The organism is Hippea alviniae EP5-r (assembly GCF_000420385.1).
Lineage (GTDB): Bacteria > Campylobacterota_A > Desulfurellia > Desulfurellales > Hippeaceae > Hippea > Hippea alviniae.
On record NZ_ATUV01000001.1, the window covers coordinates 1,215,726 to 1,242,443 of the forward strand.

The following is a 26,718-nucleotide window of genomic DNA, read 5'->3' on the forward strand; positions in this document are numbered from 1 at the left end:
CTCTATCTCTCCTTTATACCCTTCTTCTTTTTGGTGGTCTGCAACCGTTGTGCGGAATAGGTGTAACATCCCTGATAGATTTAACCCTTAATCCAGCACTTGCCAATGCCCTTATAGCCGTTTCCCTTCCAGGGCCTGGGCCCTTGACCCTAACATCAATCTCTTTCATGCCCATAGCCATAGCCTTCTTGGCAGCATTTTCAGCTGCAAGCTGAGCGGCAAAAGGTGTTCCCTTCCTTGTGCCCTTAAAACCACTATCTCCAGCTGAAGACCAGCAGAGAACATTACCGTCAGGGTCTGTGATTGTAACGATTGTATTGTTAAAAGTCGCCTGAATATGAGCTATGCCGCTTACGACATTTCTCTTTACCTTTTTCTTCTTTTTAGCTACCTTCTTAGCCATTTACGCCCATCTCCTTTACTTTCTACCTACTGTTTTCTTCTTACCTTTTCTCGTTCTTGCGTTTGTTCTTGTTCTTTGGCCTCTTACTGGTAAGCCCTTTCTGTGTCTGAGTCCTCTATAGTTGCCAAGGTCCATCAACGCCTTGATGTTCATAGCAACTTCTTTTCTTAGCTCACCCTCAACCTTGTAATCGGCAACAACACTTCTAATGCGCTGAATCTCTTCTGGAGTCAGCTCATGCGTTCTCTTGTCTGGATCAACATTGGCTTTCTGCAGAATCTCCATAGATCTGCTTCTACCTATACCGTAAATGTAAGTCAAAGCGATAAATATCTTCTTATTCCTTGGTAATTCAACACCTGCAATACGAGCCACTTAAACCTCCACTATCCCTGTCTTTGTTTATGTTTAGGGTTTTCGCATACAACCCTTACAACGCCTTTTCTTCTAATTATCTTACACTTAGGACACATCTTCTTTACCGACGGTCTAACCTTCATCTGAAAACCTCCGCTTTTACTTGTATCTGTAAACTATTCGTCCCCTTTCTATACTGTAAGGAGACAGCTCAACTTTAACCTTATCACCTGGCAAGATTTTGATAAAATGCATCCTCATCTTGCCAGCAACATGAGCCAAAACAATATGACCATTGGACAGCTTCACCCTAAACATAGCATTGGGCAAAGCTTCAACAACTTCACCGTCAACGGTAATACTCTTCTCTTTTGCCATAACTCAGTTTACCTCACTTAAAATTACTGGACCGTCTTCCGTTATGGCTATCGTATGCTCAAAATGTGCCGATGGTTCACCATCAGCCGTAACAACAGTCCATCCATCTTTCAAAACCTTAATCCTCCATGTGCCCGCATTAATCATCGGCTCAATCGCCATAGTCATACCAACCCTAAGCAGCGGTCCTCTATCAGTTTTTGAAGGCACATAGTTTGGGACTTGCGGGTCTTCATGAAGCTGCCTTCCAATCCCATGACCTACATAATCCCTTACTGAACTAAAGCCAAAACTCTCAACATAACTTTGGATAGCCGCAGAGATATCATACAGGAAGTTGCCCGGCTTAGCCTGCTGAATGCCCCTATACAGGGCTTCCCTTGTAACCTGCATCAGTTTCTTCTTTTTCTCATCTATCTTACCAACAGCCACGGTAATTGCCGAATCGCCATACCATCCATCGTATATAAGGCCAAAATCAAGGCTTATAATATCACCTTCCTTTAAAACCCTTCTCTTTGAAGGTATGCCGTGCACCACCTCTTCGTTGATTGAAGTGCACAGCGACTTAGGAAAACCAGCATAACCTTTAAAGGCACACTTTGCATGCCTTTTTTTGGCCTCTTCTTCTGCAACCCTATTCAAATACTCGGTGGTTATACCAGGTTTTACCTCATTTTTCAAGATGTTAAGTATTTCACCCACCATGCGGTTTACAACCCGCATCTTCTCTATTTCTTCTTTACTCTTAAGAACAATCATCCTAAAGCCTTCTTAATCCTCTCGAATATCTCTTCTATCCTGCCCGTTCCATCTATCTTAACAAGCTTACCCTGTTTTTCGTAATACTCAACAAGCGGCATCGTCGATTTCTTATACACTTCAAGCCTATTTCTTACAACTTCTTCTGTATCATCATCCCTTTGAATCAACTTACTGCCGCACTTATCACAGATACCTTCCTGTTTTGGCGGATTGTTCTTTATGTGATACACAGCACCACAATTTGGACACACCCTTCTGCCTGTTAATCTCTCAACAATCTCTTCTTCTGGAACATCTATAAGCAGAACCTTATCAAGGCTCAAACTATTCTTTTTCAGCATCTCATCAAACGCTTCAGCCTGAGTAGTTGTTCTTGGAAAACCGTCCAAGATAAAGCCGTTTTTACAATCGTCTTCCTTTATTCTCTTCTCCATCATATCAATTATAATATCATCAGGAACAAGCTCGCCTTTATCCATGTATTGTTTGGCTTTTTTGCCAAGTTCCGTTTCTTCTTTAACTTCTTTTCTCAGTATATCACCCGTTGAAATCTGTGGAATTCCATACTCTTTACTTATCAAAACACCCTGCGTGCCTTTACCAACACCAGGTGCACCAAGCAAGATAAGAATCATGTTAATCCCCCTATCTTGTCCTTCTATTCTTCAAGAAACCTTCGTAATTTCTCATATACAGATGAGCCTGAATCTGCATTATCGTATCCAGAGCAACCTGAACCACAATAAGCAGTGCCGTGCCACCAAAATAGAACGGCACATTAAATCTTCTTATCAGAATCCAGGGCAAAACACATACAAATGAAAGATAGATAGCACCACCAAAAGTCAATCTATCAAGAACCCAGTCTAAGTATTCTGCTGTATATCTACCCGGCCTTATGCCAGGAACAAAACCGCCGTTTTTCTTTAGATTTTCAGCTATCTCTTTTGGATTAAACACAATAGCTGTATAAAAGTAAGCAAAGAAGAAAATTAAGCCTACATAAACAACACTATAAATCAAGCTACCAGGCATTATATAACCTGAAAGCGTTTTTAAAAACGGAACATTTACTATCTTTGTTATTGTGACCGGAAACAGAAGGATTGATGAAGCAAAGATTGGTGGTATAACGCCAGAAACATTGATTTTTAACGGTATATAGCTTGTCTGACCACCATAAAGCCTTCTTCCAACCATCCTTCTTGGATACTGAACAGGTATTCTTCTTTGAGCAAGCTCAACAAACACAACAAAGGCAACAACGGCAACGGCAACGGCAAATATAACAAGCAAAGAGAGAAAACTCATCTCTCCCGCACTGACAAGTCTGAATAGATTGCCCAACGCTGCGGGTAATCTCGCAACGATACCAGCAAAAATAAGCAAAGATATACCGTTTCCTATTCCCCTTTCTGTTATCTGTTCACCTACGAACATCAAAAACACGCTACCAGCCGTCATAGTCATAGCAGTAAACAGAACAAACGGAAGACCATGCCATATAACGACACTTGCGCCGCCAGGCCCATGCATAGACTGAAGGCCTACCGCTATACCAAGACCCTGCAGAAACGCTATGACAACTGTTCCGTATCTTGTGTATTCTGTTATCTTTCTTCTTCCAGCTTCGCCTTCCTTCTTTAAAGCCGCAAGCTCAGGACTTACAGCTCCAAGCAACTCCATTATAATGGCTGCCGAGATGTAAGGCATTATACCGAGTGATATAATACTGAAGTTTTTGATAGCTCCGCCAGAGAATAGGTTGAACAAGCCTAAGGCTGTTCCCTTTGCCTGTTCAAAAATGGCAGCCAACACATGTGGGTCAACGCCGGGAGTCGGCACATGTGCAGCAATTCTAAAAACGATAAACATTATAAGTGTAAAGAAAAGCCTTCTGTTAAGTTCGGGAATATTAAAAATATTTGAATAATCTTCCCTCACTGTAGTACCTCTACACTTCCACCAGCTTTTTGTATTTTCTCAACAGCACTCTTTGAGAATGCATCTGCTATAACCGTAATCTTCTTTGTTATTTCACCTTCTCCAAGCACCTTAACTGGCCTATTACCCTTTATTAAGTTAGCCTTTACCATGTAGTTTATATCAACCAAATCGCCATCATTACATACTTCGTTGAGTCTTCCTACATTAACAATTTGATACTCTACTCTGAAAGGATTTTTAAAGCCTCTCTTTGGAAGTCTTCTGTATAGTGGCGTCTGACCACCTTCAAAGTACGCAGGCTTTGCACCACCGGATCTCTGTTTTTCACCCTTGTTTCCTCTGCCTGCTGTTGTACCCCAGCCACTTGAGTCGCCTCTTCCGACTCTCTTTCTATCCTTAACAATTCTTGGAAGCTCGTAAAGTTCCATGGTTAGCACCTCTCTTAAAGTTCTTCTACTTCAACCATAAAGGAGATTTTTTTTATCATACCTCTGATGTATGGCGAGTCTTTTCTTATAACATACTTATTAGGCCTTTTTAAGCCTAACGCTATTGCCGTTTTCCTTATGGACGGCTTCTGTCCTATCAGACTTCTTTTTAAGGTAATTTTAAGGTCAGCCATGATTTACCACCTCACTTGAGTCCTCTCATTTTCATTATCTCTTCTTTGCTTCTCAACATACTCAAAGCCTTAAGTAGCGCATGAGAGAGATTGTGAACATTGTTAGAACCTATGGATTTTGTAACAATGTTCCTAATACCACAGACTTCAAGTATAGCTCGTGCGGTATTGCCAGCTATTATTCCCGTACCAGGTCTTGCAGGTTTTATCAATATTCTTCCTGCACCTTCTTTAACTTCCATCTGATGTGGAATAGTACCGTCTTCTGTTATAGGTACCCTAATCATATTCTTTTTGGCTTTCTCTATAGCTTTTTTTATAGCTTCTGGAACTTCATGGGACTTACCTAAGCCAAGCCCAACTCTACCATTTTTGTCTCCAACAGCAACCAAAGCTGAGAATCTAAACCTTCTACCGCCTTTTACAACCTTTGTAACCCTTTTTATGGATATAACCTGTTCTTCAAATTCTTTTTCCATCTGCACCATACGCACCACTCCTAAAATTTAAGTCCTGCTTCTCTTGCACTATCGGCAAGCGCCTTAACTTTACCGTGATAGATGTATCCATTCCTATCAAATACAACCTTTTCTATTCCCTTTTCTAAAGCTTTTTTGGCTATAGCTTCGCCAACAACCTTAGCAGAAGCTACATTGCAACCCTTTACCTTATCTCTTAAATCTATATCGAGTGTTGATGCAGAAACAAGCGTTCTTCCACTCTCATCGTCTATAATCTGAGCATAAATGTGTTTTAAACTCTTATAGACGCACAATCTTGGCCTCTCGGCTGTCCCTCTTATTTTGTATTTGATTCTTAATTTTCTTCTTAGTCTTTCCTTTTTTCTATCTACAGTCGCCATCTATTAACCCCCACTACTTGCTTGCAGCCTTGCCCATTTTTCTAATAATACGCTCATCTTTATATCTGATTCCTTTACCCTTGTAAGGCTCTGGCGGTCTTACAGCCCTAATTTGACTTGCAACAAGACCAACCAGCTGTTTATCTATACCCGATACGGTTATCTCAACACCCTTTTTGTCAACTTCTATCTTGATTCCATCAGGAATCTCATAGTTAACATCGTGAGAATAACCAACACTCAACACAAGTTTCTTACCAGAGACAGAAGCTTTATATCCAACGCCTTCTATCTGCAAAACCTTTGTAAATCCGTTAGACACACCAACAACAGCATTATTTATAAGACTTCTATAAAGACCGTGCATAGCATCGGCATTCTTTGCATTACTTACCTTCTTAACATATATAAATTTATCGTCTTTTTCTACACTTACATACTCAGGATTGAAGTGCTGAGTCAATTGACCCTTTGGGCCTTTAGCCACAACTTCGTCCTGCTTTATTGTAATCTCTACCCCGTTAGGTATAGGGATAGGTGTTTTTCCTATCCTTGACATGCTAACCTCCTAATTAAAATACCTCGCAGATGTATTCTCCACCTATACCCAGCTTCTTAGCCTGCTGGGTCGTCATAACACCCTTTGAAGTGGAGATAATGCCGATTCCAAGCCCATTCATAACGGGCTTTATCTCATCAGCAGAGATATAAACCCTTCTTGATGGCTTACTAACCATCTTCATCATCATAATAACAGGCTTTCTCTTATTCTCGTCGGCATACTTCAAAAACACCCTAACCATATTTCTATTGCCGACATTATCGAGCTTTTTATAATCGGCTATATAGCCTTCTTCTTTTAAAATCTTGATAACATTCTCAACAAGATTGTTGCTGTGAACATCAACATAATCGTGTTTTGCTTTTAGTCCATTCTTTATCTTAGACAAGCAATCTGCTACCTTCTTACTCATACGCCACCTACCAACTTGCCTTTTTTACGCCTGGAATTTCACCTTTACCTGCAAGCATCCTGAAACAGACCCTGCAGATACCAAATTTTCTCATGTATCCCCTTGGTCTGCCACACAACTGGCATCTGTTTCTCTGTCTAACCTTAAACTTAGGCGGTCTCTTTGACTTCTCTATCAAAGCTTTCCTTGCCATAGACTCTCCTCTTACACTTAGTTTGTTTTTCTAAACGGCATTCCAAAGGCTTCAAGCAGTGCCTTTGCTTCTTCGTCTGTCTCAGCAGTCGTAACAATCGTAACGCTCATGCCGTGAATCTTAACGATTTTGTCGTAATTGATTTCTGGGAATATCAGCTGCTCTGTGATGCCGAGCGTGTAATTCCCTCTTCCGTCAAATCCCTTTAGTGGAACACCTCTGAAGTCTCTAATTCTTGGAATAGCAAAAGAGATAAACCTATCGAGAAACTCATAAGCCCTATCGCCGCGTAAGGTAACCTTGCATCCAATAGGCATGCCCTTTCTGAGTTTGAAGTTCGCTATAGATTTTCTTGCCCTTGTTATAACGCCACGCTGTCCGGTAATTGTGGCAAGCTCATCCAACACAGACTCAAGCAATTTTATATCATGCATGCCTTCTGCAAGACCTACATTAAGCACGATTTTCTCGATTTTCGGCACCTGCATTACATTCTTATACGAAAACTCCTTCATAAGGCGTGGGATTATCTCTTCCCTGTAAAGGGATTTAAGTCTTGGAACATACTTCTCTTCAGACATTAAACTTCTCCTCCCTTAGATTGTCTCACCGCATTTTTTACAATACCTAACCTTCTCGCCACTCTCCAAAAACTTAATACCTATGCGAGTAGGTTTGTTGCAATGCGGACAAACAAGCATGACATTTGAAATATGAATGGGCGCTTCCTTCTCTATAATGCCGCCCTTGGTTGTAGCAGATGCCTTAACATGCTTCTTTATAATATTGACACCTTCAACAATTACACGGTTTTTCTTAGGGACAAAGGATATGATTGTCCCTTCCTTACCCTTATCCTTGCCAGCAATCACCCTAACTTTATCATTCTTCTTTAATTTCGTTCTTATCCTGTTCATTATAGCACCTCTGGAGCAAGAGAAATAATTTTCATAAACTCTTTAGCTCTTAACTCTCTAACAACAGGGCCAAAGATTCTTGTGCCTATAGGCTCCTTCTGGTTGTTGATAAGCACAGCAGCATTCTCATCAAATTTAATATATGTGCCGTCAGGACGCCTAAACTCTTTCTTCGTCCTAACAACAACTGCCTTTACAACATCACCCTTTTTGACCCTTCCGTTTGGGTCTGCTTCTTTAACAGAAGCAACAATTATATCACCAACTCTGGCGTATCTTTTTCTGGTGCCGCCAAGCACCTTTATGCACATTATCTTCTTTGCGCCAGAGTTATCAGCAACCTTAAGCATACTGTATGGCTGTATCATTGCTCATCTCCCAAACCTACATATTTCTCGGTGATTTCCAGCAATCTAAAATGTTTATCTTTGGAAATAGGTCTGCACTCTATAAACTTAACCCTATCACCCTTCTTAGCTTCGTTTCTCTCGTCGTGAACCTTAAACTTCTTTTTTCTCTTTATATACTTGTGGAACTTGGGATGCTCCACAAGTGTCTCGACTTCAACGACAATGGTCTTATCCATCTTATCGCTGACAACGATACCTTCCTTAACTAACTTACTCATACCTGCTCACCCTTCTTGAGTTTCTCGTTTTTAACGGTAAGAACCCGTGCCAAGTCCTTACGCAGGTTTCTAATTTTATGCGGATTCTCCATCTGTTCAAGCCCTTTTCTCATATTGAGCTTGAATATCTCTTCTCTAAGTTTTCTCTCTTCTTCAATCAACTCTTTTAAACTCTTCTGTCTCAATTCAGACGCTTTCATTGCCACTCACTCCGTTTGACGATTTTCATTTCTATGTTAAACTTCTGCGCTGCAAGCTTAAAAGCCTTAACGGCAAGCTCTTCGGATACACCACCAATCTCATAGAGAATTCTTCCTGGTTTAACAATAGCAACCCACTTCTCTATGGAGCCTTTACCCTTACCCATTCTCGTTTCGGCAGGTTTTTTGGTCAAAGGAAAATCAGGGAAAATCCTAATCCAAATCTTACCCTGATGCTTCAAAACCCTGTTTATGGCAATTCTTGCAGCTTCAATCTGCCTGTTGGTAACTTCACCTCTACCAACGGCTTTGAGACCAAAATCGCCAAATGCGAGTTTGGTTCCTCTTTTGGCTGTTCCCCTTACGCCGTTTCTGTTTCTCTGATATTTTCTATACTTGGTTCTTTTTGGCATTAACATAGCTCAATCCCACCTTTCCTTGCTTATGGTGATACCATTCCGTTAAATACCCAGACCTTTATTCCTATAACGCCAGCCTGAGTTAAAGCTTCCGCAAACCCATAGTCGATGTCGGCTCTTAAGGTGCTCAAAGGAATTCTACCTTCCTTTATCCACTCTGTTCTTGCCATTTCAGCTCCACCGAGCTTTCCTGCAACCTGTATCTTTATTCCTTTGGCACCCTTTTTCAACGCCAAATACGCAGCTCTCTTCATCACCCTTCTGTAAGGCATTCTTTTTTCTATCTGAAGGGCTATATTCTCAGCTATAAGCTGAGCATCCTTCTCTGGAGCAGGCACATCCTTAACATTTATCGTAACCTGAGCGTCGGTCATGCCTTTGACAAACTCTTTAAGCTTCTCAACTTCAGCACCTTTTCTTCCGATAATGATGCCTGGCATAGCTGCATATATGTTAACCGTCATCTTGTTTCTTTTTCTCTCTATCTCAATCTTTGAGATGCCAGCGTAATATACCTTCTTCTTTATTGCCCTTTTAATCTTCTGGTCTTCCAAAAATTTATCTTTAAAATCCCTTTCAGCATACCATCTTGAAGTCCAAGTCTTTGTTATACCAAGCCTTAAACCAATAGGGTTTACTTTTTGACCCAAAACCCACCTCCTATTTGCCGATAATCACGGTAATATTACTTGTGCGTTTAATGATTCTTCCAGCCCTACCCATAGCCCTTGCTCTATATCTCTTCATCCTGATGCCGTCATCAGCCGTTACATTTATAACCCTAAAACCATCTATATCCATACCCTGCTCCAAAGCATTGGCAACAGCCGATTCAAGCAGCTTTTTCAAGATAAAAGCAGCCTTCCTTTTGGAGTATTTGAGCAGAACTAATGCTTCATCAACACTTTTTCCTTTAATCAATCCTATAACTTCTCTAACCTTTATAGGAGATATCTTTGCGCTCCTTAAAAATGCTCTTGCTTCCATATCTCACCAACCCTTACTTACCTATTTTCTTTTGAACTACGCCTTTGTGTCCTTTGAATGTCCTTGTTGGTGCAAACTCACCCAACTTATATCCAACCATATTCTCGGTAACATAAACAGGTATAAATTTCTTGCCGTTATGGACAGCGAATGTAAATCCAACAAACTCAGGAACAATCGTGCTTCTTCTTGACCATGTCTTTATCATAGTCTTCTTACCAGAAGCTCTCATCTTCTCAACCTTCTTTAAGAGCTTCTCATCAACAAATGGACCTTTTTTTAGACTTCTCGGCATAAACCAACGCCTCCTATTTCTTTCTTCTGGTTACGATAAATTTATCCGTTCTCTTGTTCCTTCTGGTCTTATAACCTTTGGTTGGAACACCCCATGGCGTAACAGGTGTGCCGCCCGTTCCTGTCTTACCTTCACCACCACCGTGTGGGTGGTCAATTGGGTTCATGGCAACACCTCTAACCTGTGGCCTGAAGCCTCTGTGTCTCATCCTACCGGCTTTACCCCAGTTGATGTTGTTATGATCAGTGTTGCCAACCTGACCAATTGTTGCATAACACTCAACATGAATCAGTCTCATTTCACCGCTTGGCAATCTTATGTGGGCATATTTGCCTTCCTTTGCCATAATCTGAGCCATAGCACCGGCACTTCTTGCAAGCTGAGCACCACCCTTTGGTTTTAACTCTATATTGTGAATAATTGTTCCGACAGGTATATTTTTAATAGGCAGGGCATTGCCAACCCTTATCTCAGCATTCTCACCTGCTTCAACAACATCACCAACCTTCAATCCAACAGGTGCTATGATATACCTTTTCTCTCCATCCCTATAAGCCAAAAGGGCTATCCTTGCGCTCCTGTTTGGGTCATACTCTATTGCTTTTACAACAGCTGGTATTCCCCTTTTATCCCTTTTAAAATCTATGATTCTGTAAAATCTTTTTACTCTTCCGCCTCTGCCTCTTACGCTGATGTGTCCTGAGTTATCCCTACCTGCATGGTATTTCAAAACCTTTATAAGAGACTTTTCGGGTTTTTTCTTCGTTATCTCACTAAAGTCAGAAACACTTGCAAATCTCAAACCGTTTGTTACTGGCTTGTAAACCTTGATACCCATAGCTTAAACCTCTTTCTTAAAGTTCCTTCAATGTCTGACCTTCTTTGAGTGTAACAATAGCCTTCTTATATGAAGGCCTTTTACCCTTTATCCCTCTGAATACCTTTCTTTTTCCCTTCACATTTATGATGTTTACCTTCTCAACTTCAACACCAAACAGCTCTTCAATAGCCTTCTTTATCTCTGGTTTGTTTGCGTTTTTATCAACAACAAACACATACTTGCCATCTTCCTGGGCTATAAAAGCCTTCTCTGAAATCACTCTTTCCTTTAAAATACTCCACTTATCCATTGGCGATTCTCCTGTTCAATTTTTCAACCACCGATTTGGGCATAACGATACTCTGAAAACGCAAAACATCGTAAGTGTTCAATGCATCTATATTTCTAACTTCTATCCCTTCTATGTTGCGTAAAGAGAGATAAGCATTTTCCATACCCTTTTCAAGCACAAACAGAGCCTTTCTTAGATTCAACTTTTTAACAAGCTCATAGGCTTCCTTTGTCTTTGGTTTTTCAAAATTAAGCTCATCTAAAACAATAACCTGCTCGTTCTGAATTCTTTGAGCTAAAGCTTCCCTAAATGCCGCTCTTTTCTCCTTTTTATTCATCTTCAACTCATAGTCTCTTGGCTTTGGACCAAAAACGACTCCACCACCAACCCAAAGTGGTGACCTAATTGAACCTGCTCTTGCCCTGCCTGTACCTTTTTGTCTCCACGGCTTTTTACCGCCACCGGATACTTCGCCTCTGCTTTTTGTGCTCACAGTGCCCTGTCTTGCATTCATCAACATAGCCCTAACAACCCTATTAAACAGGACACCTTTATCCTTTACATCCTTAGACTCAACATTGATTTCAATATCGCCGACAACCTGATTTTCCCTGTTTAAAACCTTTACTTTCATCTCTTAGTTCCCCTTCTTTATAATATTGACATAGCTGCCCTTAGAACCAGGAACTGCGCCTTTAACTGCTATCAGATTCTTCTCAGGGTCAACATACATAACTTCAAGGTTCTTGATTGTCACCCTTTCATCTCCATAATGACCCGGCATCTTCTTACCTTTAACAACCCTACCTGGAAATTCACAGTTACCTATGGAACCAGGCCTTCTGTTGAACATTGAACCGTGGCTATCTGGTCCACCGGCAAAGTTGTGTCTCTTCATTACGCCGGTAAATCCCCTACCTTTTGTCTTGCCGATAACATCAACAATATCGCCCTTCTGGAAGATATCAACCTTAATCTGGGCTTTCACTTCATACTCGGTTGGATTCTCAACCCTAAACTCTTTAAGCATCTTCTTGGGTGGAACACCAACCTTCTTAAACACACCCAACATAGGTTTGTTCAGCCTTGTCTCTTTTGTGTCTATAAAACCAACGACAATAGCGTTATAACCATCCTTCTCCTTCGTCTTTATCTGGGTTATAACGCCGTCTTGAGCTTCAAGAACCGTAACGGGAACAGCTTTACCATCAACATAAAGCTGCGTCATCCCCAATTTTTTAGCAATTAAACCCAACATCTATCACTCCCATCCTTCAAATTTATTCATAAAGAAACAGAGGAACCCCACCCTTAACGGGGGTTCTTATTTCCATTGGATACAACCTACTGCAGTTTAACTTCTATATCAACTCCTGCCGGTAAATCTATCTTCATTAATGCATCAACAGTCTGCTGGCTTGCATCAACAATATCCAGCAGCCTTTTGTGTGTCCTGATTTCAAACTGCTCTCTCGACTTCTTGTTTACATGCGGAGACCTTAAAACAGTGTATCTTGAAATCTTGGTGGGTAAAGGTATAGGCCCTTTTACCCTTGCACCAGTCTTCTTAACAGTCTCTATTATATCCTTAACCGAGCTATCAAGGAGGTCGCTCTCGAACGATTTAAGCTTGAGTCTTATCTTCTGCCCCATGGTTATCACCCTCTTACTCCAATATCTCCGTTATAACACCAGCACCAACTGTTCTACCACCTTCCCTGATAGCGAAGCGTGTCTCTTTCTCTAAAGCAACAGGTGCAATGAGTTCAACAGTTAATTCAACATTGTCTCCTGGCATAACCATCTCAACGCCTTCTGGCAGATGAACGGTTCCAGTAACATCTGTGGTTCTGATGTAGAACTGTGGTCTATAACCATCGAAGAATGGTGTGTGTCTTCCACCTTCGTCTTTGGTCAGAACATAGACCTGAGCCTTGAACTTCTTGTGTGGTGTGATGGAACCTGGTTTTGCAAGAACCATTCCTCTTTCAACATCTTCTTTCTTGATACCTCTTAGGAGAACTCCAACATTGTCTCCAGCCATTGCTTCGTCAAGTATCTTTCTGAACATCTCAAGGGATGTTGCAACAGTCTTTCTTGTCTCTCTGAAGCCTACGATTTCTACTTCTTCACCTGGCTTGAGAACGCCTCTTTCCACTCTTCCTGTTACGACTGTTCCTCTTCCTGAGATGGAGAAGATATCTTCAATTGGCATCAAGAATGGTTTGTCTGCTTCTCTCTGTGGAGTTGGTATGTATTCATCAACTGCATCCATTAACTCTTCTATTGCCTTTGTCCACTCGTTGGACTGGCCTGGTGGTGTCTCAAGAGCTTTTAGAGCTGAACCTCTGATTACTGGAACATCATCACCAGGGTAGCCATACTTTGAGAGAAGCTCTCTTACTTCCATCTCAACAAGGTCAACAAGCTCTTCATCATCAACCATATCAATCTTGTTTAGGAATACAACGATGTATGGAACATTAACCTGTCTTGCAAGAAGTATGTGCTCTCTTGTCTGTGGCATTGGACCATCTGCTGCAGAGACAACAAGAATAGCACCGTCCATCTGAGCAGCACCAGTAATCATGTTCTTGATGTAGTCAGCATGCCCTGGACAGTCAACATGAGCATAGTGTCTTTTGTCTGTCTCATACTCAACATGAGCAGTGTTGATTGTGATTCCTCTCTCTTTCTCTTCTGGTGCATTGTCGATGTCGTTGTAATCCTTGAACTCTGCTTTACCCTTCTCTGCCAAAACCTTTGTGATAGCTGCTGTTAGAGTTGTTTTACCATGGTCGATGTGGCCGATTGTTCCGATGTTAACATGTGGTTTTGAGCGGACATATTTTTCCTTTGCCATAAAAGCCTCCTTAAGCTTCTTTTTTGATTATTTTTTCAGCTATATTCTTAGGCACTTCTTCATAGTGCGAGAATTGCATTGTATAGGTTCCCCTTCCCTGAGTAATCGACCTTAAAGCAGTTGCATATCCAAACATCTCACCAAGTGGTATGTGGGCTCTGATTATCTTGAGATTGCCTTTCTCGCCCATACTCTTGATTTTGCCACGACGAGAGTTTATATCACCCATAACATCGCCAAGATACTGCTCAGGTGTTGTCACTTCAACATCCATTATAGGCTCAAGAAGATAGGGTTTTGCCTTTTTAGCTGCTTCTCTAAACGCCATTGATGCTGCAATCTTAAATGCCATATCGGATGAGTCAACTTCGTGATAAGAACCATCATAAAGTGTAACCCTAAAGTCAACCATTGGATAGCCAGCCAAAACGCCACTCTCGGCTGCTTCTTTAACACCTGCTTCCACAGCCGGAATAAACTCCTTTGGAATAATACCGCCGACTATCTTATCGACAAATTCGAAACCTTTTCCCCTTTCAAGTGGCTCAAGCTCAATCCAAACATGTCCATACTGACCATGACCACCAGTCTGTCTGATGAACTTACCTTCCTGTTTGACTTTACCCTTGATGCTTTCTTTATATGCAACCTGTGGTTTGCCAACATTAACGCCAACTTTGAACTCTCTCTTTAATCTATCAACAATTATTTCAAGGTGAAGCTCACCCATTCCAGAAATAATCGTCTGATTGGTCTCTTCATCGTATCTAACTCTAAATGTTGGGTCTTCTTCTGCAAGCTTCTGAAGAGCATTTGAAAGCTTATCTCTGTCAGCCTTTGTTTTTGGTTCAACGGCAACAGATATAACAGGCTCTGGAAACTCCATAGACTCAAGCAGTATTGGATTCTTCTCATCACATAAAGTATCACCTGTTGTTGTGTATTTTAAACCAATTGCAGCAGCAATATCTCCAGCATATACAACATCAACATCTTCTCTCTTGTTTGCGTGCATTCTTAGGAGTCTTCCTATCCTTTCCGTCTTGCCCTTTGTAGAGTTATAAGCGTAAGAGCCAGCCTTCAATGTTCCAGAATAGACTCTAAAGTATGTAAGCTTACCCACATAAGGATCGCTCATTATCTTAAAAGCAAGCAGAGCCAACGGCTCATCTTCACTTGCCTTTCTTTCTATCTCTTCACCTGTTCTTGGGTCAATACCCTTAACAGCTGCTATATCAACTGGACTTGGCAGAAAGTCAACAACAGCATCAAGCAGCGGCTGAACGCCTTTATTCTTGAAAGCACTTCCACACAGAACAGGCGTTATTTTTGTATCTATTGTGCCTTTTCTTATTACCCTTTTTATCTCATCTTCAGATATATCTTCGCCTTCTAAATACTTCTCAGCAAACTCATCATCTATATCAGCAAGTTTCTCAAGCATCTTGTCTCTATATTCTAAAGCCATATCGGCCAATTCGTCTGGTATATCTTTAATAGAGAACTTAGCACCCAAGACATCAGAATCCCAGATAATTGCCTTCATCTTTACTAAATCAACAACGCCCACGAAGTTTGACTCAGCACCTACAGGCAACTGAATAGGAACAGGATTACCATTGAGTTTTTCTTCTATCTCTTTAACAACATTGAAAAAATCAGCTCCAATCCTGTCCATTTTGTTTACGAAGGCAATTCTTGGAACATGATACTTATCTGCCTGTCTCCAAACTGTCTCACTCTGTGGCTCAACACCACCAACAGCACAGAAAACACCAACAGCACCATCCAAAACCCTTAAAGCACGCTCAACTTCCACTGTAAAGTCAACATGCCCCGGTGTATCGATAATATTTATCATATGTTCTCGCCAGAAACAGGTAGTGGAAGCAGAAGTAATCGTAATTCCACGCTCCTTCTCCTGCTCCATCCAGTCCATTGTTGCTGTGCCTTCATGAACTTCACCAATCTTGTGCGATACACCCGTGTAATACAGAATTCTCTCTGTCGTTGTCGTTTTTCCAGCGTCAATATGAGCTATAATTCCTATGTTTCTCAACTTCTCAAGTCGATACTTGCGTGCCACTTTTCACTCCCCTTCTTACCATCTGTAATGTGCAAATGCCCTGTTGGCTTCTGCCATCTTGTGAGTATCTTCTCTCTTCTTAACAGCGCCACCTCTGTTATTGGCAGCATCTATTATTTCACCTGCTAATCTTTCGAACATTCTTCTTTCGCTTCTCTGCCTTGCATAATCAACAAGCCACCTAACAGCAAGGCTTCTCTGACGCTCTGGCCTTACTTCAACTGGAACCTGATAGGTTGCACCACCAACCCTTCTTGGTCTTACTTCTATCTTAGGTGTTATATTCTCGATAGCCTTCTGCAAAACTTCCATTGGGTCTTCGCCCGTCTTCTCTTTAACCAAATCCATAGCCTGATAGAAAATCTTGCTTGCTATGGACTTTTTACCATCCCACATAATCTTGTTTATTATCTTGGTAACAAGAACGCTTCCGTAAACTAAATCTGGTGGAACCTCTCTCTTTTCTGCTCTTCTTCTTCTCATTTAACTCTCCTTACTCCTTGGGCTTCTTTGTTCCGTATTTAGACCTACTCTGTTTTCTGCCTTCAACACCGGCAGCATCCAAAGCACCTCTGATGATGTGATACCTAACACCTGGCAAGTCCTTAACCCTTCCGCCTCTTACCAAGACGATAGAGTGTTCCTGCAAATTGTGTCCTTCGCCAGGTATATAAGCTGTCACTTCATAGCCCGTTGTGAGCTTAACCCTTGCAACCTTTCTCAAAGCTGAGTTAGGTTTCTTTGGTGTCGTTGTATAAACCCTTGTGCAGACACCTCTTCTCTGTGGGCATCCCTGAAGGGCTAATGTCTTTTTCTTTGCCTTAACCTTTTTTCTTCCCTTTCTTACAAGCTGGTTAATCGTAGGCACTTTTTACCTCCCTAAAAAATTGCTTGCCTAAACTAACAACAAAAGTCCTTTTTGTCAAGATTTTTTAATCATCACCACTCGCAGGCTTCAAAATTATGTCATCATATTTTTTCTGACCTGTTCCAACAGGTATCAACCTACCAACAATAACATTCTCTTTCAAGCCTCTTAGATGGTCTATCTGCCCACTTATAGAAGCTTCTGTCAGCACTCTTGTCGTCTCCTGGAAACTTGCAGCAGAGATAAAGCTGTCCGTATTCAGTGAAGCCTTGGTTATTCCGAGTAATACTATCCTTCCAATGGCTGGCTTCTTGCCTCTCTTTATGAGCATCTCGTTCTTCTTTGTAAATATAAATCTGTTGACAACTTCACCTTCAATGAAATCACTATCGCCAGAATCTTCTATAACAACCTTAGAGAGCATCTGTCTAACGATAATCTCTATATGCTTGTCGTTTATGTTAACACCCTGCAGTTTGTAAACCTGTTGAATCTCACTAACAAGCATCTTTTGAAGTTCTTTTTCACCCAAAATAGCCAAAATATCGTGTGGATTGACAGAACCATCCGTTAAAGGCTCACCCATCTCAACTCTATCACCTGGGAATACAAGCAATCTCTTGTTTCTCGGTATCAGATACTCTTTTACGACCTTGCCTTTACCTGCTGTAGAAGTGATAATAACCTTTCTTTTACCTTTAGACTCTTTTCCATATGAGACTATTCCACTAATCTCACTTATAATTGCTGCATCCTTTGGTCTTTTTGCTTCAAACAACTCAGAAACTCGTGGCAGACCACCCGTAATATCGGTGGTTTTATCAAGCTCCTTAGGAATCTTACCAATAACATCGCCAGGTTTTACATACTCTCCATTCTCTTTTTGCAAAATTATACCCGGCGGCAAATAGTAAACGGCATCTTCATCAATATTCTCAAACTTCTTGAGTTTGCCTTCTTCGTCAACAATGTATATTCTTGGCCTTTTTGTTAAATCTTTGCTCTCTATGACAACATTACTCTTAAGGGATGTAATTTTATCTATCTCTTCTTTGATTGTAACATGTGGAATTAAATCAACCCATTTTACATAACCTTCAGCACCTGCAAGCAGGTAATCTGAGTATGCATCCCACTCAGCCAATGTCGTGGTGCTTATGTAAATTGTTGGGTCGCTTTCGAATATTCTCTTCTTCTTCTCATCATCATATCCAACAATAACATCACCGGCTTCAACCCTTTGACCCTTTTTCACATACAAAACAGAACCCTTTGGCACATAGTATCTTACTTTATCTTCGCCATTCTCGGTTATGACAACATGTGTTCCATGTCTGTTTACTATGCCATTCTCAGGGTCATCTATCTCAACAAATCCTTCACCTTCCAAAGCTATAAGTTTTACCGTTCCGCTCTCTTCGGTCTTTACGAATCTCTTTATCGTCTCTCTATCTTTGACAAATATTTTAGCAGCATAAGGAATACTCTTTGGCACATCGAATACTTCCAAAACCCTTTCGACCAAAAGACCCAAAGCATCTACTTCATCACCGTCTTTAACAGAAAGCATCAGCTTACCTATAGCCTTGGAACCACCCGTTATTATGTCTTCATCCTTAACAAAATCGACTTTCTTTATCTTATACTCTTCTGCATCACCAACAGCCACATAGTAATAACTCTTATCTTCTCTGATTGAAACCTTACCCTTTGTCTTTGAGACTATCTGTGGTTCTGTTATAAGTAAAGCTGCATCCCTTCTTGAAAGCAATATACTCTCACCTGCAGAGTTTGGAACGACAAAGAAGTTGTAAAATCTTACAATTCCTGCCCTTTTTGTCTCTGCCGCTTTACTCTCTTTTGTCAATCTCGACGCCGTTCCACCAACATGGAATGTTCTAAGTGTAAGCTGCGTTCCAGGTTCACCGATTGATTGGGCTGCAACAATACCGACAGCTTCACCAACATTTACCCTGCCGCCCCTTGCTAAGTCCCTTCCATAACACTTAGCGCATACGCCACGCTCAGCTTTACATGTCAAAACAGAGTATATCTTAACCTTCTTTATTCCAGCCTTAAGTATCTTCTCAACGGCTCTTTCGTCTATCTCCTGACCTTCTTCGACTATCACTTCATCAGTGAATGGATCAATAACATCTTCTGCTGCTGTTCTGCCCAAGATCCTCTCTTCCAAAGACTCTATTTCCTCACCATTGACCATAATTGCCGACACTTCAAGGCCTTCGGTTGTGCCGCAATCTTCCATGGTAATCGTAACATCTTGAGCAACATCTATAAGTTTTCTTGTGAGATATCCAGCATTTGCCGTCTTCAAAGCCGTATCTGCAAGACCCTTTCTTGCACCGTGCGTCGATGTGAAGTATTCAAGAACCGTCAAACCTTCTTTAAAGTTTGATTTAATTGGTGTCTCAATGATGTCTCCGGACGGCTTTGTCATTAATCCTCTGATGCCTGCAAGCTGTCTCATCTGCTGCTGAGAGCCTCTTGCTCCTGAGTGTGCCATGATAAAGATAGAGTTAAAACTCTCTTCGTACTCACCACCCAGCTCTCTCATCATTGCAGCTGCAATCCTATCCGTTGCGGAACTCCATATATCAACGGCTTTATTGTATCTCTCCTTATCCGTCAAAAGACCCTGCTGGTAATCTTCCTGAATCTTTCTAACTTCTTCTTCTGCCTTGGCTATAATCTCTGCCTTCTCCTTCGGAACAACCATATCCTCAATGGATATAGAAACACCAGCCCTTGTCGATATCTCAAATCCCAAATCCTTAACATCATCTAAAAACTTAACAACAACGGGCAACTCTTCATGCTGATACAGGTATGAGATAAATCTATTCAACTCTTTCTTTGTAAAAAGCTTATTTACATCTTTAAACGGAACACTCTTTGGCACTATCTCATAAAATAGAACCCTTCCAACGGTTGTCTCTTGAATCTCACCATCTATCTTTACATGTATCTTGGCATTCAAATCACAGACACCATTCTCGTAGGCAATCCTTACTTCATCGGCTGATGAGAAATACATGCCTTCGCCTTTTTGACCATCTCTTGCCTTTGTCATGTAATAGACACCCAAAACCATATCTTGGCTTGGCATAGCTATAGGATTGCCATGAGCAGGCGAGATAATATTCTCCGTTGCAAGCATCAGCACTTCACTTTCTAATATCGCTTCATTGCTCAAAGGCACATGAACAGCCATCTGGTCGCCGTCAAAGTCTGCGTTAAATGCTGGACAGACAAGTGGATGAAGCCTAATTGCTTTCTCGTCAGTCAAAACGGCATGGAATGCCTGGATTGACAACCTGTGAAGCGTTGGTGCTCTGTTCAACAACACCGGATGCTCTTTCACAACATCTTCGAGTATATTCCAAACTTCTGGGTCTTTACGCTCAACCATTTTCTTTGCTGCTTTGATTGTTGGAGCATGCCCTTCTTCAATCAACCTATGGTATATGAACGGTTTAAACAGCTCTAAAGCCATTATCTTAGGTAATCCGCACTGATCCATTCTCAAATCAGGACCAGACACAATTACCGAACGGCCAGAATAGTCAACCCTTTTACCGAGCAGGTTTCTCCTAAACCTTCCTTCTTTTCCTCTTATTGATTCGCTTAAGGACTTCAAAGGCCTATTATTCGATGCTCTAACAACCTGCTTTCTTCTGCCGTTGTCTATTAAAGCATCAACAGCTTCTTGAAGCATTCTCTTCTCATTTCTTATGATAATTGAAGGAGCACCAAGTTCTATCAGCCTTTTAAGTCTGTTGTTTCTATTGATAACTCTTCTGTATAAGTCGTTTAAGTCGCTTGATGCAAATCTCCCACCTTCAAGCGAGACTAAAGGCCTTAAATCCGGCGGAAGAACGGGCAAAACTTCCAGAATCATCCATTCTGGCTTATTGCCACTTCTCTTAAACTGCTCCATCAAGCGCATGCGTTTGATGAGCTTCTTCTTTTTGGCTTTGGAAGAAGTGGCTTCTATCTCTTCTTTCAGCTGCATTATCTCAAGGTCAAGGTCCATCTCTTTGAGCAACTTCTGAATGGCTGCAGCACCCATCTCAGCAGTAAATCTTAAACCGTACTTCTCAGAGTATGTTTTATACGCAGCTTCATTTAAAACGGTCTTTTTTGGCAACTCTTCAACTTCGCTCTCCACTACAACATAGGATTCGTAATAGATAACCCTTTCCAAATCCTTCAACTTCATATCAAGCAAAAGAGCCATAATGCTCGGAACAGAACGCAGATACCATATATGGGCAACGGGCGTTGCAAGTTCTATATGTCCCATTCTCTCTCTTCTTACCTTAGACTCCGTAACTTCAACACCGCACTTTTCACATACAACGCCCTTGTATTTGATTCTTTTGTATTTTCCGCACAAGCACTCATAATCCTTGATAGGACCAAAAATCTTTGCACAGAAAAGGCCATCCCTTTCGGGCTTAAATGTTCTGTAATTTATCGTCTCTGCCTTTTTTACTTCTCCGTAACTCCACTCCCTTATCTTCTCAGGTGATGCCAACTTTATCCTTATTGCATCAAAGTCTTTAGAAGACTTTGGCTTGCTCTTTAAAACAGTAAACATTACTGCCCCCTTATCTTCTTCTTATATCCTTAAGCAGCTCGACATCCAAACAGAGTGCTTGCATCTCCTTTATCAACACATTAAACGACTCCGGCACTCCACCCAAAGGAATTGGTCTTCCTTTAACTATAGCTTCATAAGTTCTATTTCTTCCTGTAACATCATCGGATTTTACCGTAAGCATCTCATGAAGTGTATATGCTGCACCGTATCCTTCAAGTGCCCAAACTTCCATCTCTCCGAAACGCTGACCACCAAACTGAGCCTTTCCACCCAAAGGCTGCTGCGTAACAAGAGAGTAAGGTCCAACGCTTCTTGCATGCACTTTATCATCAACAAGGTGATGCAGTTTTAGAACATACATAACACCAACAGTCACGGGCTCTTTAAACTTCTCACCCGTTATACCGTCGTAAACTTCGCTCTTGAGCTCTTTAAAGCCCACCATATCCATTAAATACTTCAAATCCTTCTCTTTTGCACCTTCAAAGACAGGGTTGGCAAAGTGAACGCCATTCTTCCACTCTTTTGCATACTTTTCTATCTCTTCATCGCTCAAAGAGTCTATGAACTCTTCTGCTTTCTTGCTATTGAATATTCTCTTGATAAAATCCCTTAACAAATCCCTTCTGCCTGCCTTTAGAAGCTCATCTATCTTTTTACCCAAGCCCTTTGAAAGCCATCCAAGATGCGTCTCCATTATCTGACCTATGTTCATTCTGGAAGGAACACCAAGTGGATTGAGCACTATGTCAACGGGCGTTCCATCTTCCAAGAATGGTAAATCCTGAACAGGCAGAATTTTAGAGACAACACCCTTGTTTCCATGTCGTCCACTCATCTTATCGCCAACGGAGAGCTTTCTCTTCGTCGCTATATAAACATTGACAACAGAGATAACGCCCGGTGGTAGGTCGCTCTCCTTCTCTATGCTCTTGATGAGTTTATTATGATGCTCTTTTATAGATTTTTCCATCTCTCTGTAATGTTTGTTTAATGACTTTAAGTCAAAACCCTTAGGCAGCAATCTCTCAAGTTCCCTTTCATTTAAACCTTCAAGCTCTTCTGAGTTTATAGCTTTACCTTTCTTGAATACCTTTGAACCAACCTTTATATCTTCTTCTGGTGCATGCCCTATGATTGCTTCTTTTAAGCTGTCTATCTTCAGCTTTTGAAGGAGTTTAAGCTTATTCTTTAACTCTTTTTCTATCTTCTGCTTCTCTTGAGCTATTATCTCTTTTTCTCGTGGATTTACATCTGCTCCACGTCTGTGAAGTATCTTAACATCGACAACGATACCCGATGTGTCAGGTGGAACCCTTAACGAAGAGTCTGCAACATTGGCAGCCTTTTCACCAAAGATAGAGCGTAAAAGTTTCTCTTCAGGTGAGTAATGCGTCTCTGCCTTTGGCGTAACCTTACCAACAAGTATATCTCCGGGCTTTACATAAGCTCCAATCCTTACAATACCGTTTTTATCAAGGTTTCTTAGGGTTTCGCTTGATGCGTTTGGAACATCTGCCGTAATCTCTTCCATTCCGAATTTCGTATCTCTGACATATACGCTAAACTCTTTTATATGAATTGAAGTGTATAGGTCTTCTTCAACAACCCTTCGTGAAATCGTGATACCATCTTCATAGTTATAGCCACGCCAAGAGACAAAAGCAACGACAAGGTTTTTACCCAAAGCAAGCTCGCCTTTATCCATTGAAGGACCGTCAGCTATAATTTGGCCTTCTTTTACATAATCTCCAACATCAACAACAGGCGTCTGCGTAAAGCAGGTATCCTGGTTTGACCTTAAAAACTTCTTCAACGGATAAACATCAAGCTCATAGCCATCTTCTGTCTTAACTGCAACATAAATTTTGTCGTCTATTCTTACAACCTTACCATCTCTTTTTGCCACAACAGCGTATCTTGAGTATTTAGCGACAACAGGCTCAAGACCCGTTCCAACAAGCGGAGCTTCAGGCCTTATCAAAGGCACAGCCTGTCTCTGCATGTTTGAGCCCATTAATGCCCTGTTTGCGTCGTCATGCTCCAAGAACGGTATCAAGCCTGCAGCAACAGAGACTATTTGGTTCGGAGAAACATCCATTAAGTCAATCTCTGTGTTGCGAACAACAACAAACTCTCCATCTTTCCTTGCTGCAACATACTCATTCTTGAATGTTCCATCTTCATTCAACGGAGCAGATGCCTGAGCGATTATATGTCCTTTCTCCTTGGATGCACTCAGATAAACAACTTCGTCTGTAACCCTTCCATCCTTGACAATCCTGTAAGGTGTCTCTATAAAGCCCAGTTCGTTTATGTTTGCGTATATTGCCAACGAAGAGATAAGTCCAATATTTGCGCCTTCTGGTGTCTCGATAGGACATATCCTTCCGTAATGGGTTGGATGGACATCTCTAACTTCAAAGCCAGCTCTCTCCCTTGTTAATCCGCCGCTTCCTAAAGCCGACAATCTTCTTTTATGTGATATTTCAGAGAGTATATTGGTCTGGTCCATAAACTGAGATAACTGACCCGTAGCAAAGAAATCCTTTATGGCAACGGCAACGGGTTTTGTGTTTATGACATCATAAGGCATTATGTTGTCGATTTCACGCATCACCATCTTGTCTTTGATGAGCCTTTGCATACGCAACAGGCCATTTCTTATCTCTCTGTAAAGTTGATCACCTACAAGATTGACTTTTCTGTTGCTTAAACTGTCAACATCGTCTGGATAGACCTGGTCATTCTCAAGCAGAACAATATGTCTCATTATGCCAACAAGGTCATCTTTGGTTAAAACCCTTACATCTTCTGGCACATCTATATTAAAGGTTTCATTGAGCCTTATTCTTCCTTCTAAGGAAACATCGTATCGCTCTGGATTGAAAAACAGATTCTCAAAAAACCTTTTTGCATCTTCAATCGATGTATGCTCACCCGGCCTTAAAAGTGTGTGGATAAAGATTCTGGCAACATCTTCGTCATCTAAGCCTTCAGGTAAAGCAACCCTTCTTTTATTCAGAACTTCCCTTGCCGCAACAAGCGTATTGAGAATAAGGTAATCGTCAAACTTAGAATAAACAACATCAAACTCTGCATCAAACTCTTTGATAAAACTCAGCTTCTCCTTTGTTAGTTTTGTTGCTGGGCGGATAATCTCTTCTTCGTCGTCAACATTTATTTTCAAAGGCGTTGCTAAAAATTTACCCTGTAAATCAGACTCTCTTATTGGCACATACTCAACATTGGCTTCAGATAGTGTCTTAAAAGCCCTTGTTGTTATCTTCTTGCCTTCTTTGACAACAACTTCTCCATTTACTTCTATGTCAAGGTCTGCCCTTAATCCTATTATTGACTCGTTCAGCTTAGCATATATATTTCCATCTTCAATTTTGACATGGATAGTCTCATAAAATGTTTTGAGTATTTCGCTCTCATCCATACCCAAAGCTTGAAGAAGGATAGTGGCAGGAAACTTCTTTTTTCTGTCTATGCGTGTTGAAAGAATCTCTCTCGTCTCTGTCTCAAATTCTATCCAGCTGCCCCTTTCTGGTATAATCTGACCATAAAACAGACCACGACCAGCAAACTCAGAGAGCTTTTTAAATATGACACCCGGAGACCTGTGAAGCTGACCAACAATAACCCTTTCAACGCCGTTTATTATAAAGCTTCCAGTCTCTGTAATTAAAGGCAACTCACCAACATAGATGTTCTGCTCTTTTATATCTTCAATGTCCAATTTCTCGCCTGTATGCTCATCTATGTTCCACTGGGTAAGTCTAACCTTCAAAATCAAATTACCTGTATATGAGAGACCCTTTATTTTACACTCTTCTGGTGAAAATTTCGGCGGTGTTATCTCCCAATCCACAAGGTCAAGCCTTAGCCTTCCGTGAACATCATCTATAGGAAAAATGGACCTAAGTGCATTATCCAGATTTTTTTCTCTTTTGCTGTTTTTGTCTACAAACTCTTTAAAAGAATTTATGTTAAGCCTTAAAAGGTCAGGAATTTCCAAAACCTTTTTAGTTTTTGAGAAGTTAACTCTCATTCTGTATTGCAATTTCAGAGGCTCAGCCATTATGCACCTCGTTTATTTTTTAGAAAGATTTTTTAGAAAAAAAAAGGAAAGAGACATAAAGCCCCTTTCCTTTATCCGATAAACCCACCTTAAAAGTTATTATTTAATCTCAACTTCAGCGCCAGCTTCTTCTAATTTTGCCTTAATCTGCTCAGCTTCTTCTTTGCTTACCTTCTCTTTTACTGCCTTTGGAGCAGAGTCAACCAATGCTTTTGCCTCTTTCAGGCCAAGACCCGTTATCTCTCTTACAACCTTGATGACCTGGATCTTCTTATCTCCTGCCTTGTTAAGAACAACATCAAACTCTGTCTTCTCCTCAGCAGCAGCTTCACCACCGCCAGCAGCAGGTGCAGCAGCAGCTACAGCAGCAACAGGAGCAGCAGCACTTACGCCAAACTTATCTTCAAGCTCCTTAACAAACTCTGCCAACTCAACAACTGTCATATTTTCAATAAATTTAATAACATCTTCTTTTGTAATCTCTGCCATTAGTAAACCTCCTTTTTAATTTTCCTTTGCTTTTTTCTCTTCTATTGCTTTAAGCACATACAGAAGCTGCCTTATGTTTGCCGCTAAAACATTGACAAAACCAGAAATTGGAGCCTTCATAGTGCCAAGCAGTTGTGCAACAAGCACCTCTTTTGGTGGCAACTTGCTCAAAGCCTTAATATCATCTGCCGTCAAGAGTTTGCCTTCTAATGAACCAAACTTAATCTCAAGCTTGCCATACTCTTTAGCCTTTTCAACCATAATCTTGGCAAGCACCGCAGGGTCATCAAAACCCAAAGCAAAGGCATTCGGGCCTTTTAGCTGTTCTGTCATCGACTCCCAAGCTGTGCCCTCAACAGCCTTTTTAACAATGTTGTTTTTGATAACATTGAAGGTGCAACCCTGCTCTTTGACGGCGTTTCTGATGGCTTCCATCTCTGCCACCGTAAGACCCGTATAGCTTGCAGCTATAAGGATCTTAGCTTCCTTCAGTCTCTCCCTTAGCCTGTCGGCTAACTCAACCTTTCGCTCTCTCTTCAATATCCCCCTCCTTTCTTGGACGGGTCAAAAACTGGCCTCTTGCAGGCTTACTTTAAAGCCCTTAGGCTACCCGCAGTCTTTGACCTCTTAGATTTTTATATA

General features: G+C 41.2%; 36 protein-coding genes. All 36 read right to left on the reverse strand.

Annotated features, from left to right (window positions below):
• Positions 1 to 13: 13 nt before the first annotated feature.
• Positions 14 to 403, reverse strand: a complete 390-nt coding sequence (gene rpsK, locus G415_RS0106280; protein ID WP_022670787.1) for a 30S ribosomal protein S11 — start codon at positions 401 to 403, stop codon at positions 14 to 16.
• 15 nt (positions 404 to 418) lie between these two features.
• Positions 419 to 778 carry a 30S ribosomal protein S13 gene (gene rpsM, locus G415_RS0106285; protein WP_022670788.1) on the reverse strand — a complete coding sequence of 120 codons (360 nt, stop codon included), beginning with the start codon at positions 776 to 778 and terminating at the stop codon, positions 419 to 421.
• 11 nt (positions 779 to 789) lie between these two features.
• Positions 790 to 903, reverse strand: coding sequence for a 50S ribosomal protein L36 (rpmJ, locus tag G415_RS0106290; RefSeq protein WP_022670790.1), 114 nt, complete (start codon positions 901 to 903; stop codon positions 790 to 792).
• Positions 904 to 919: 16 nt separating this feature from the next.
• Entirely contained in the window at positions 920 to 1,138 is a 219-nt protein-coding gene (gene infA / locus G415_RS0106295) for a translation initiation factor IF-1 (protein WP_022670791.1), read from the reverse strand.
• Between the two features lie 3 nt (positions 1,139 to 1,141).
• Positions 1,142 to 1,900 carry a type I methionyl aminopeptidase gene (map, locus tag G415_RS0106300; protein WP_022670792.1) on the reverse strand — a complete coding sequence of 253 codons (759 nt, stop codon included), beginning with the start codon at positions 1,898 to 1,900 and terminating at the stop codon, positions 1,142 to 1,144.
• Positions 1,897 to 2,538 carry an adenylate kinase gene (locus G415_RS0106305; protein WP_022670793.1) on the reverse strand — a complete coding sequence of 214 codons (642 nt, stop codon included), beginning with the start codon at positions 2,536 to 2,538 and terminating at the stop codon, positions 1,897 to 1,899. The genes map and G415_RS0106305 overlap by 4 nt, the downstream gene beginning before the upstream one ends.
• 10 nt (positions 2,539 to 2,548) lie before the next feature.
• Complete coding sequence (gene secY, locus G415_RS0106310) at positions 2,549 to 3,847, reverse strand: preprotein translocase subunit SecY (protein ID WP_022670794.1); 1,299 nt, start codon at positions 3,845 to 3,847, stop codon at positions 2,549 to 2,551.
• Positions 3,844 to 4,278, reverse strand: a complete 435-nt coding sequence (gene rplO / locus G415_RS0106315; protein ID WP_022670796.1) for a 50S ribosomal protein L15 — start codon at positions 4,276 to 4,278, stop codon at positions 3,844 to 3,846. The genes secY and rplO overlap by 4 nt, the downstream gene beginning before the upstream one ends.
• A gap of 14 nt (positions 4,279 to 4,292) precedes the next feature.
• The gene (gene rpmD / locus G415_RS0106320) at positions 4,293 to 4,472 is read right to left on the reverse strand and encodes a 50S ribosomal protein L30 (RefSeq protein ID WP_022670797.1); all 180 of its coding nucleotides are present in this window, start codon (positions 4,470 to 4,472) and stop codon (positions 4,293 to 4,295) included.
• Positions 4,473 to 4,483: 11 nt separating this feature from the next.
• Complete coding sequence (gene rpsE, locus G415_RS0106325) at positions 4,484 to 4,960, reverse strand: 30S ribosomal protein S5 (protein ID WP_022670798.1); 477 nt, start codon at positions 4,958 to 4,960, stop codon at positions 4,484 to 4,486.
• Between the two features lie 11 nt (positions 4,961 to 4,971).
• On the reverse strand, positions 4,972 to 5,334 hold the full coding sequence (rplR, locus tag G415_RS0106330; protein WP_022670799.1) for a 50S ribosomal protein L18: 363 nt from the start codon (positions 5,332 to 5,334) through the stop codon (positions 4,972 to 4,974).
• A 13-nt stretch (positions 5,335 to 5,347) separates the two neighbouring features.
• On the reverse strand, positions 5,348 to 5,893 hold the full coding sequence (gene rplF / locus G415_RS0106335; RefSeq protein WP_022670801.1) for a 50S ribosomal protein L6: 546 nt from the start codon (positions 5,891 to 5,893) through the stop codon (positions 5,348 to 5,350).
• A gap of 13 nt (positions 5,894 to 5,906) precedes the next feature.
• A complete protein-coding gene (gene rpsH / locus G415_RS0106340) occupies positions 5,907 to 6,308 on the reverse strand; it encodes a 30S ribosomal protein S8 (RefSeq protein WP_022670802.1) in 402 nt (133 codons plus the stop codon).
• Positions 6,309 to 6,315: 7 nt separating this feature from the next.
• The gene (locus G415_RS0106345; RefSeq protein WP_022670803.1) at positions 6,316 to 6,501 is read right to left on the reverse strand and encodes a type Z 30S ribosomal protein S14; all 186 of its coding nucleotides are present in this window, start codon (positions 6,499 to 6,501) and stop codon (positions 6,316 to 6,318) included.
• Positions 6,502 to 6,518: 17 nt separating this feature from the next.
• Positions 6,519 to 7,082, reverse strand: a complete 564-nt coding sequence (rplE, locus tag G415_RS0106350) for a 50S ribosomal protein L5 (RefSeq protein WP_022670804.1) — start codon at positions 7,080 to 7,082, stop codon at positions 6,519 to 6,521.
• Between the two features lie 15 nt (positions 7,083 to 7,097).
• The gene (rplX, locus tag G415_RS0106355) at positions 7,098 to 7,418 is read right to left on the reverse strand and encodes a 50S ribosomal protein L24 (protein WP_022670805.1); all 321 of its coding nucleotides are present in this window, start codon (positions 7,416 to 7,418) and stop codon (positions 7,098 to 7,100) included.
• A complete protein-coding gene (gene rplN / locus G415_RS0106360) occupies positions 7,418 to 7,786 on the reverse strand; it encodes a 50S ribosomal protein L14 (RefSeq protein ID WP_022670806.1) in 369 nt (122 codons plus the stop codon). Before rplN ends, rplX begins: the two co-directional genes overlap by 1 nt.
• On the reverse strand, positions 7,783 to 8,046 hold the full coding sequence (gene rpsQ, locus G415_RS0106365) for a 30S ribosomal protein S17 (RefSeq protein ID WP_022670807.1): 264 nt from the start codon (positions 8,044 to 8,046) through the stop codon (positions 7,783 to 7,785). The genes rplN and rpsQ overlap by 4 nt, the downstream gene beginning before the upstream one ends.
• A complete protein-coding gene (gene rpmC, locus G415_RS0106370) occupies positions 8,043 to 8,246 on the reverse strand; it encodes a 50S ribosomal protein L29 (protein ID WP_022670809.1) in 204 nt (67 codons plus the stop codon). Before rpmC ends, rpsQ begins: the two co-directional genes overlap by 4 nt.
• The gene (gene rplP, locus G415_RS0106375; RefSeq protein ID WP_022670810.1) at positions 8,243 to 8,665 is read right to left on the reverse strand and encodes a 50S ribosomal protein L16; all 423 of its coding nucleotides are present in this window, start codon (positions 8,663 to 8,665) and stop codon (positions 8,243 to 8,245) included. Before rplP ends, rpmC begins: the two co-directional genes overlap by 4 nt.
• Positions 8,666 to 8,688: 23 nt before the next feature.
• On the reverse strand, positions 8,689 to 9,315 hold the full coding sequence (rpsC, locus tag G415_RS0106380; protein WP_022670811.1) for a 30S ribosomal protein S3: 627 nt from the start codon (positions 9,313 to 9,315) through the stop codon (positions 8,689 to 8,691).
• A gap of 10 nt (positions 9,316 to 9,325) precedes the next feature.
• Positions 9,326 to 9,652 (reverse strand): 50S ribosomal protein L22, encoded by a 327-nt coding sequence (gene rplV / locus G415_RS0106385; RefSeq protein ID WP_022670812.1) that lies wholly within the window; start codon positions 9,650 to 9,652, stop codon positions 9,326 to 9,328.
• Between the two features lie 13 nt (positions 9,653 to 9,665).
• Positions 9,666 to 9,947: a 30S ribosomal protein S19 gene (rpsS, locus tag G415_RS0106390; protein WP_022670813.1), complete on the reverse strand. Its 282-nt coding sequence runs from the start codon at positions 9,945 to 9,947 to the stop codon at positions 9,666 to 9,668.
• Positions 9,948 to 9,960: 13 nt separating this feature from the next.
• A complete protein-coding gene (gene rplB, locus G415_RS0106395) occupies positions 9,961 to 10,785 on the reverse strand; it encodes a 50S ribosomal protein L2 (RefSeq protein WP_022670814.1) in 825 nt (274 codons plus the stop codon).
• 16 nt (positions 10,786 to 10,801) lie between these two features.
• Entirely contained in the window at positions 10,802 to 11,077 is a 276-nt protein-coding gene (gene rplW, locus G415_RS0106400) for a 50S ribosomal protein L23 (RefSeq protein ID WP_022670816.1), read from the reverse strand.
• The gene (rplD, locus tag G415_RS0106405) at positions 11,070 to 11,693 is read right to left on the reverse strand and encodes a 50S ribosomal protein L4 (protein ID WP_022670817.1); all 624 of its coding nucleotides are present in this window, start codon (positions 11,691 to 11,693) and stop codon (positions 11,070 to 11,072) included. Before rplD ends, rplW begins: the two co-directional genes overlap by 8 nt.
• A gap of 3 nt (positions 11,694 to 11,696) precedes the next feature.
• Positions 11,697 to 12,317: a 50S ribosomal protein L3 gene (rplC, locus tag G415_RS0106410; RefSeq protein ID WP_022670818.1), complete on the reverse strand. Its 621-nt coding sequence runs from the start codon at positions 12,315 to 12,317 to the stop codon at positions 11,697 to 11,699.
• Between the two features lie 86 nt (positions 12,318 to 12,403).
• Positions 12,404 to 12,712, reverse strand: a complete 309-nt coding sequence (gene rpsJ / locus G415_RS0106415; protein ID WP_022670819.1) for a 30S ribosomal protein S10 — start codon at positions 12,710 to 12,712, stop codon at positions 12,404 to 12,406.
• Positions 12,713 to 12,725: 13 nt separating this feature from the next.
• The gene (tuf, locus tag G415_RS0106420; protein WP_022670821.1) at positions 12,726 to 13,922 is read right to left on the reverse strand and encodes an elongation factor Tu; all 1,197 of its coding nucleotides are present in this window, start codon (positions 13,920 to 13,922) and stop codon (positions 12,726 to 12,728) included.
• Between the two features lie 10 nt (positions 13,923 to 13,932).
• A complete protein-coding gene (fusA, locus tag G415_RS0106425) occupies positions 13,933 to 16,008 on the reverse strand; it encodes an elongation factor G (protein WP_022670822.1) in 2,076 nt (691 codons plus the stop codon).
• Positions 16,009 to 16,023: 15 nt separating this feature from the next.
• Positions 16,024 to 16,491, reverse strand: coding sequence for a 30S ribosomal protein S7 (rpsG, locus tag G415_RS0106430; protein ID WP_022670823.1), 468 nt, complete (start codon positions 16,489 to 16,491; stop codon positions 16,024 to 16,026).
• Positions 16,492 to 16,501: 10 nt separating this feature from the next.
• Entirely contained in the window at positions 16,502 to 16,876 is a 375-nt protein-coding gene (gene rpsL, locus G415_RS0106435; RefSeq protein ID WP_022670825.1) for a 30S ribosomal protein S12, read from the reverse strand.
• Positions 16,877 to 16,940: 64 nt separating this feature from the next.
• Positions 16,941 to 21,497: a DNA-directed RNA polymerase subunit beta' gene (gene rpoC, locus G415_RS0106440; RefSeq protein WP_022670826.1), complete on the reverse strand. Its 4,557-nt coding sequence runs from the start codon at positions 21,495 to 21,497 to the stop codon at positions 16,941 to 16,943.
• Between the two features lie 10 nt (positions 21,498 to 21,507).
• The gene (gene rpoB, locus G415_RS0106445; RefSeq protein WP_022670828.1) at positions 21,508 to 25,587 is read right to left on the reverse strand and encodes a DNA-directed RNA polymerase subunit beta; all 4,080 of its coding nucleotides are present in this window, start codon (positions 25,585 to 25,587) and stop codon (positions 21,508 to 21,510) included.
• A gap of 99 nt (positions 25,588 to 25,686) precedes the next feature.
• On the reverse strand, positions 25,687 to 26,076 hold the full coding sequence (rplL, locus tag G415_RS0106450; protein ID WP_022670829.1) for a 50S ribosomal protein L7/L12: 390 nt from the start codon (positions 26,074 to 26,076) through the stop codon (positions 25,687 to 25,689).
• Positions 26,077 to 26,091: 15 nt separating this feature from the next.
• Positions 26,092 to 26,616 (reverse strand): 50S ribosomal protein L10, encoded by a 525-nt coding sequence (rplJ, locus tag G415_RS0106455; protein ID WP_022670830.1) that lies wholly within the window; start codon positions 26,614 to 26,616, stop codon positions 26,092 to 26,094.
• Positions 26,617 to 26,718 lie beyond the last annotated feature (102 nt).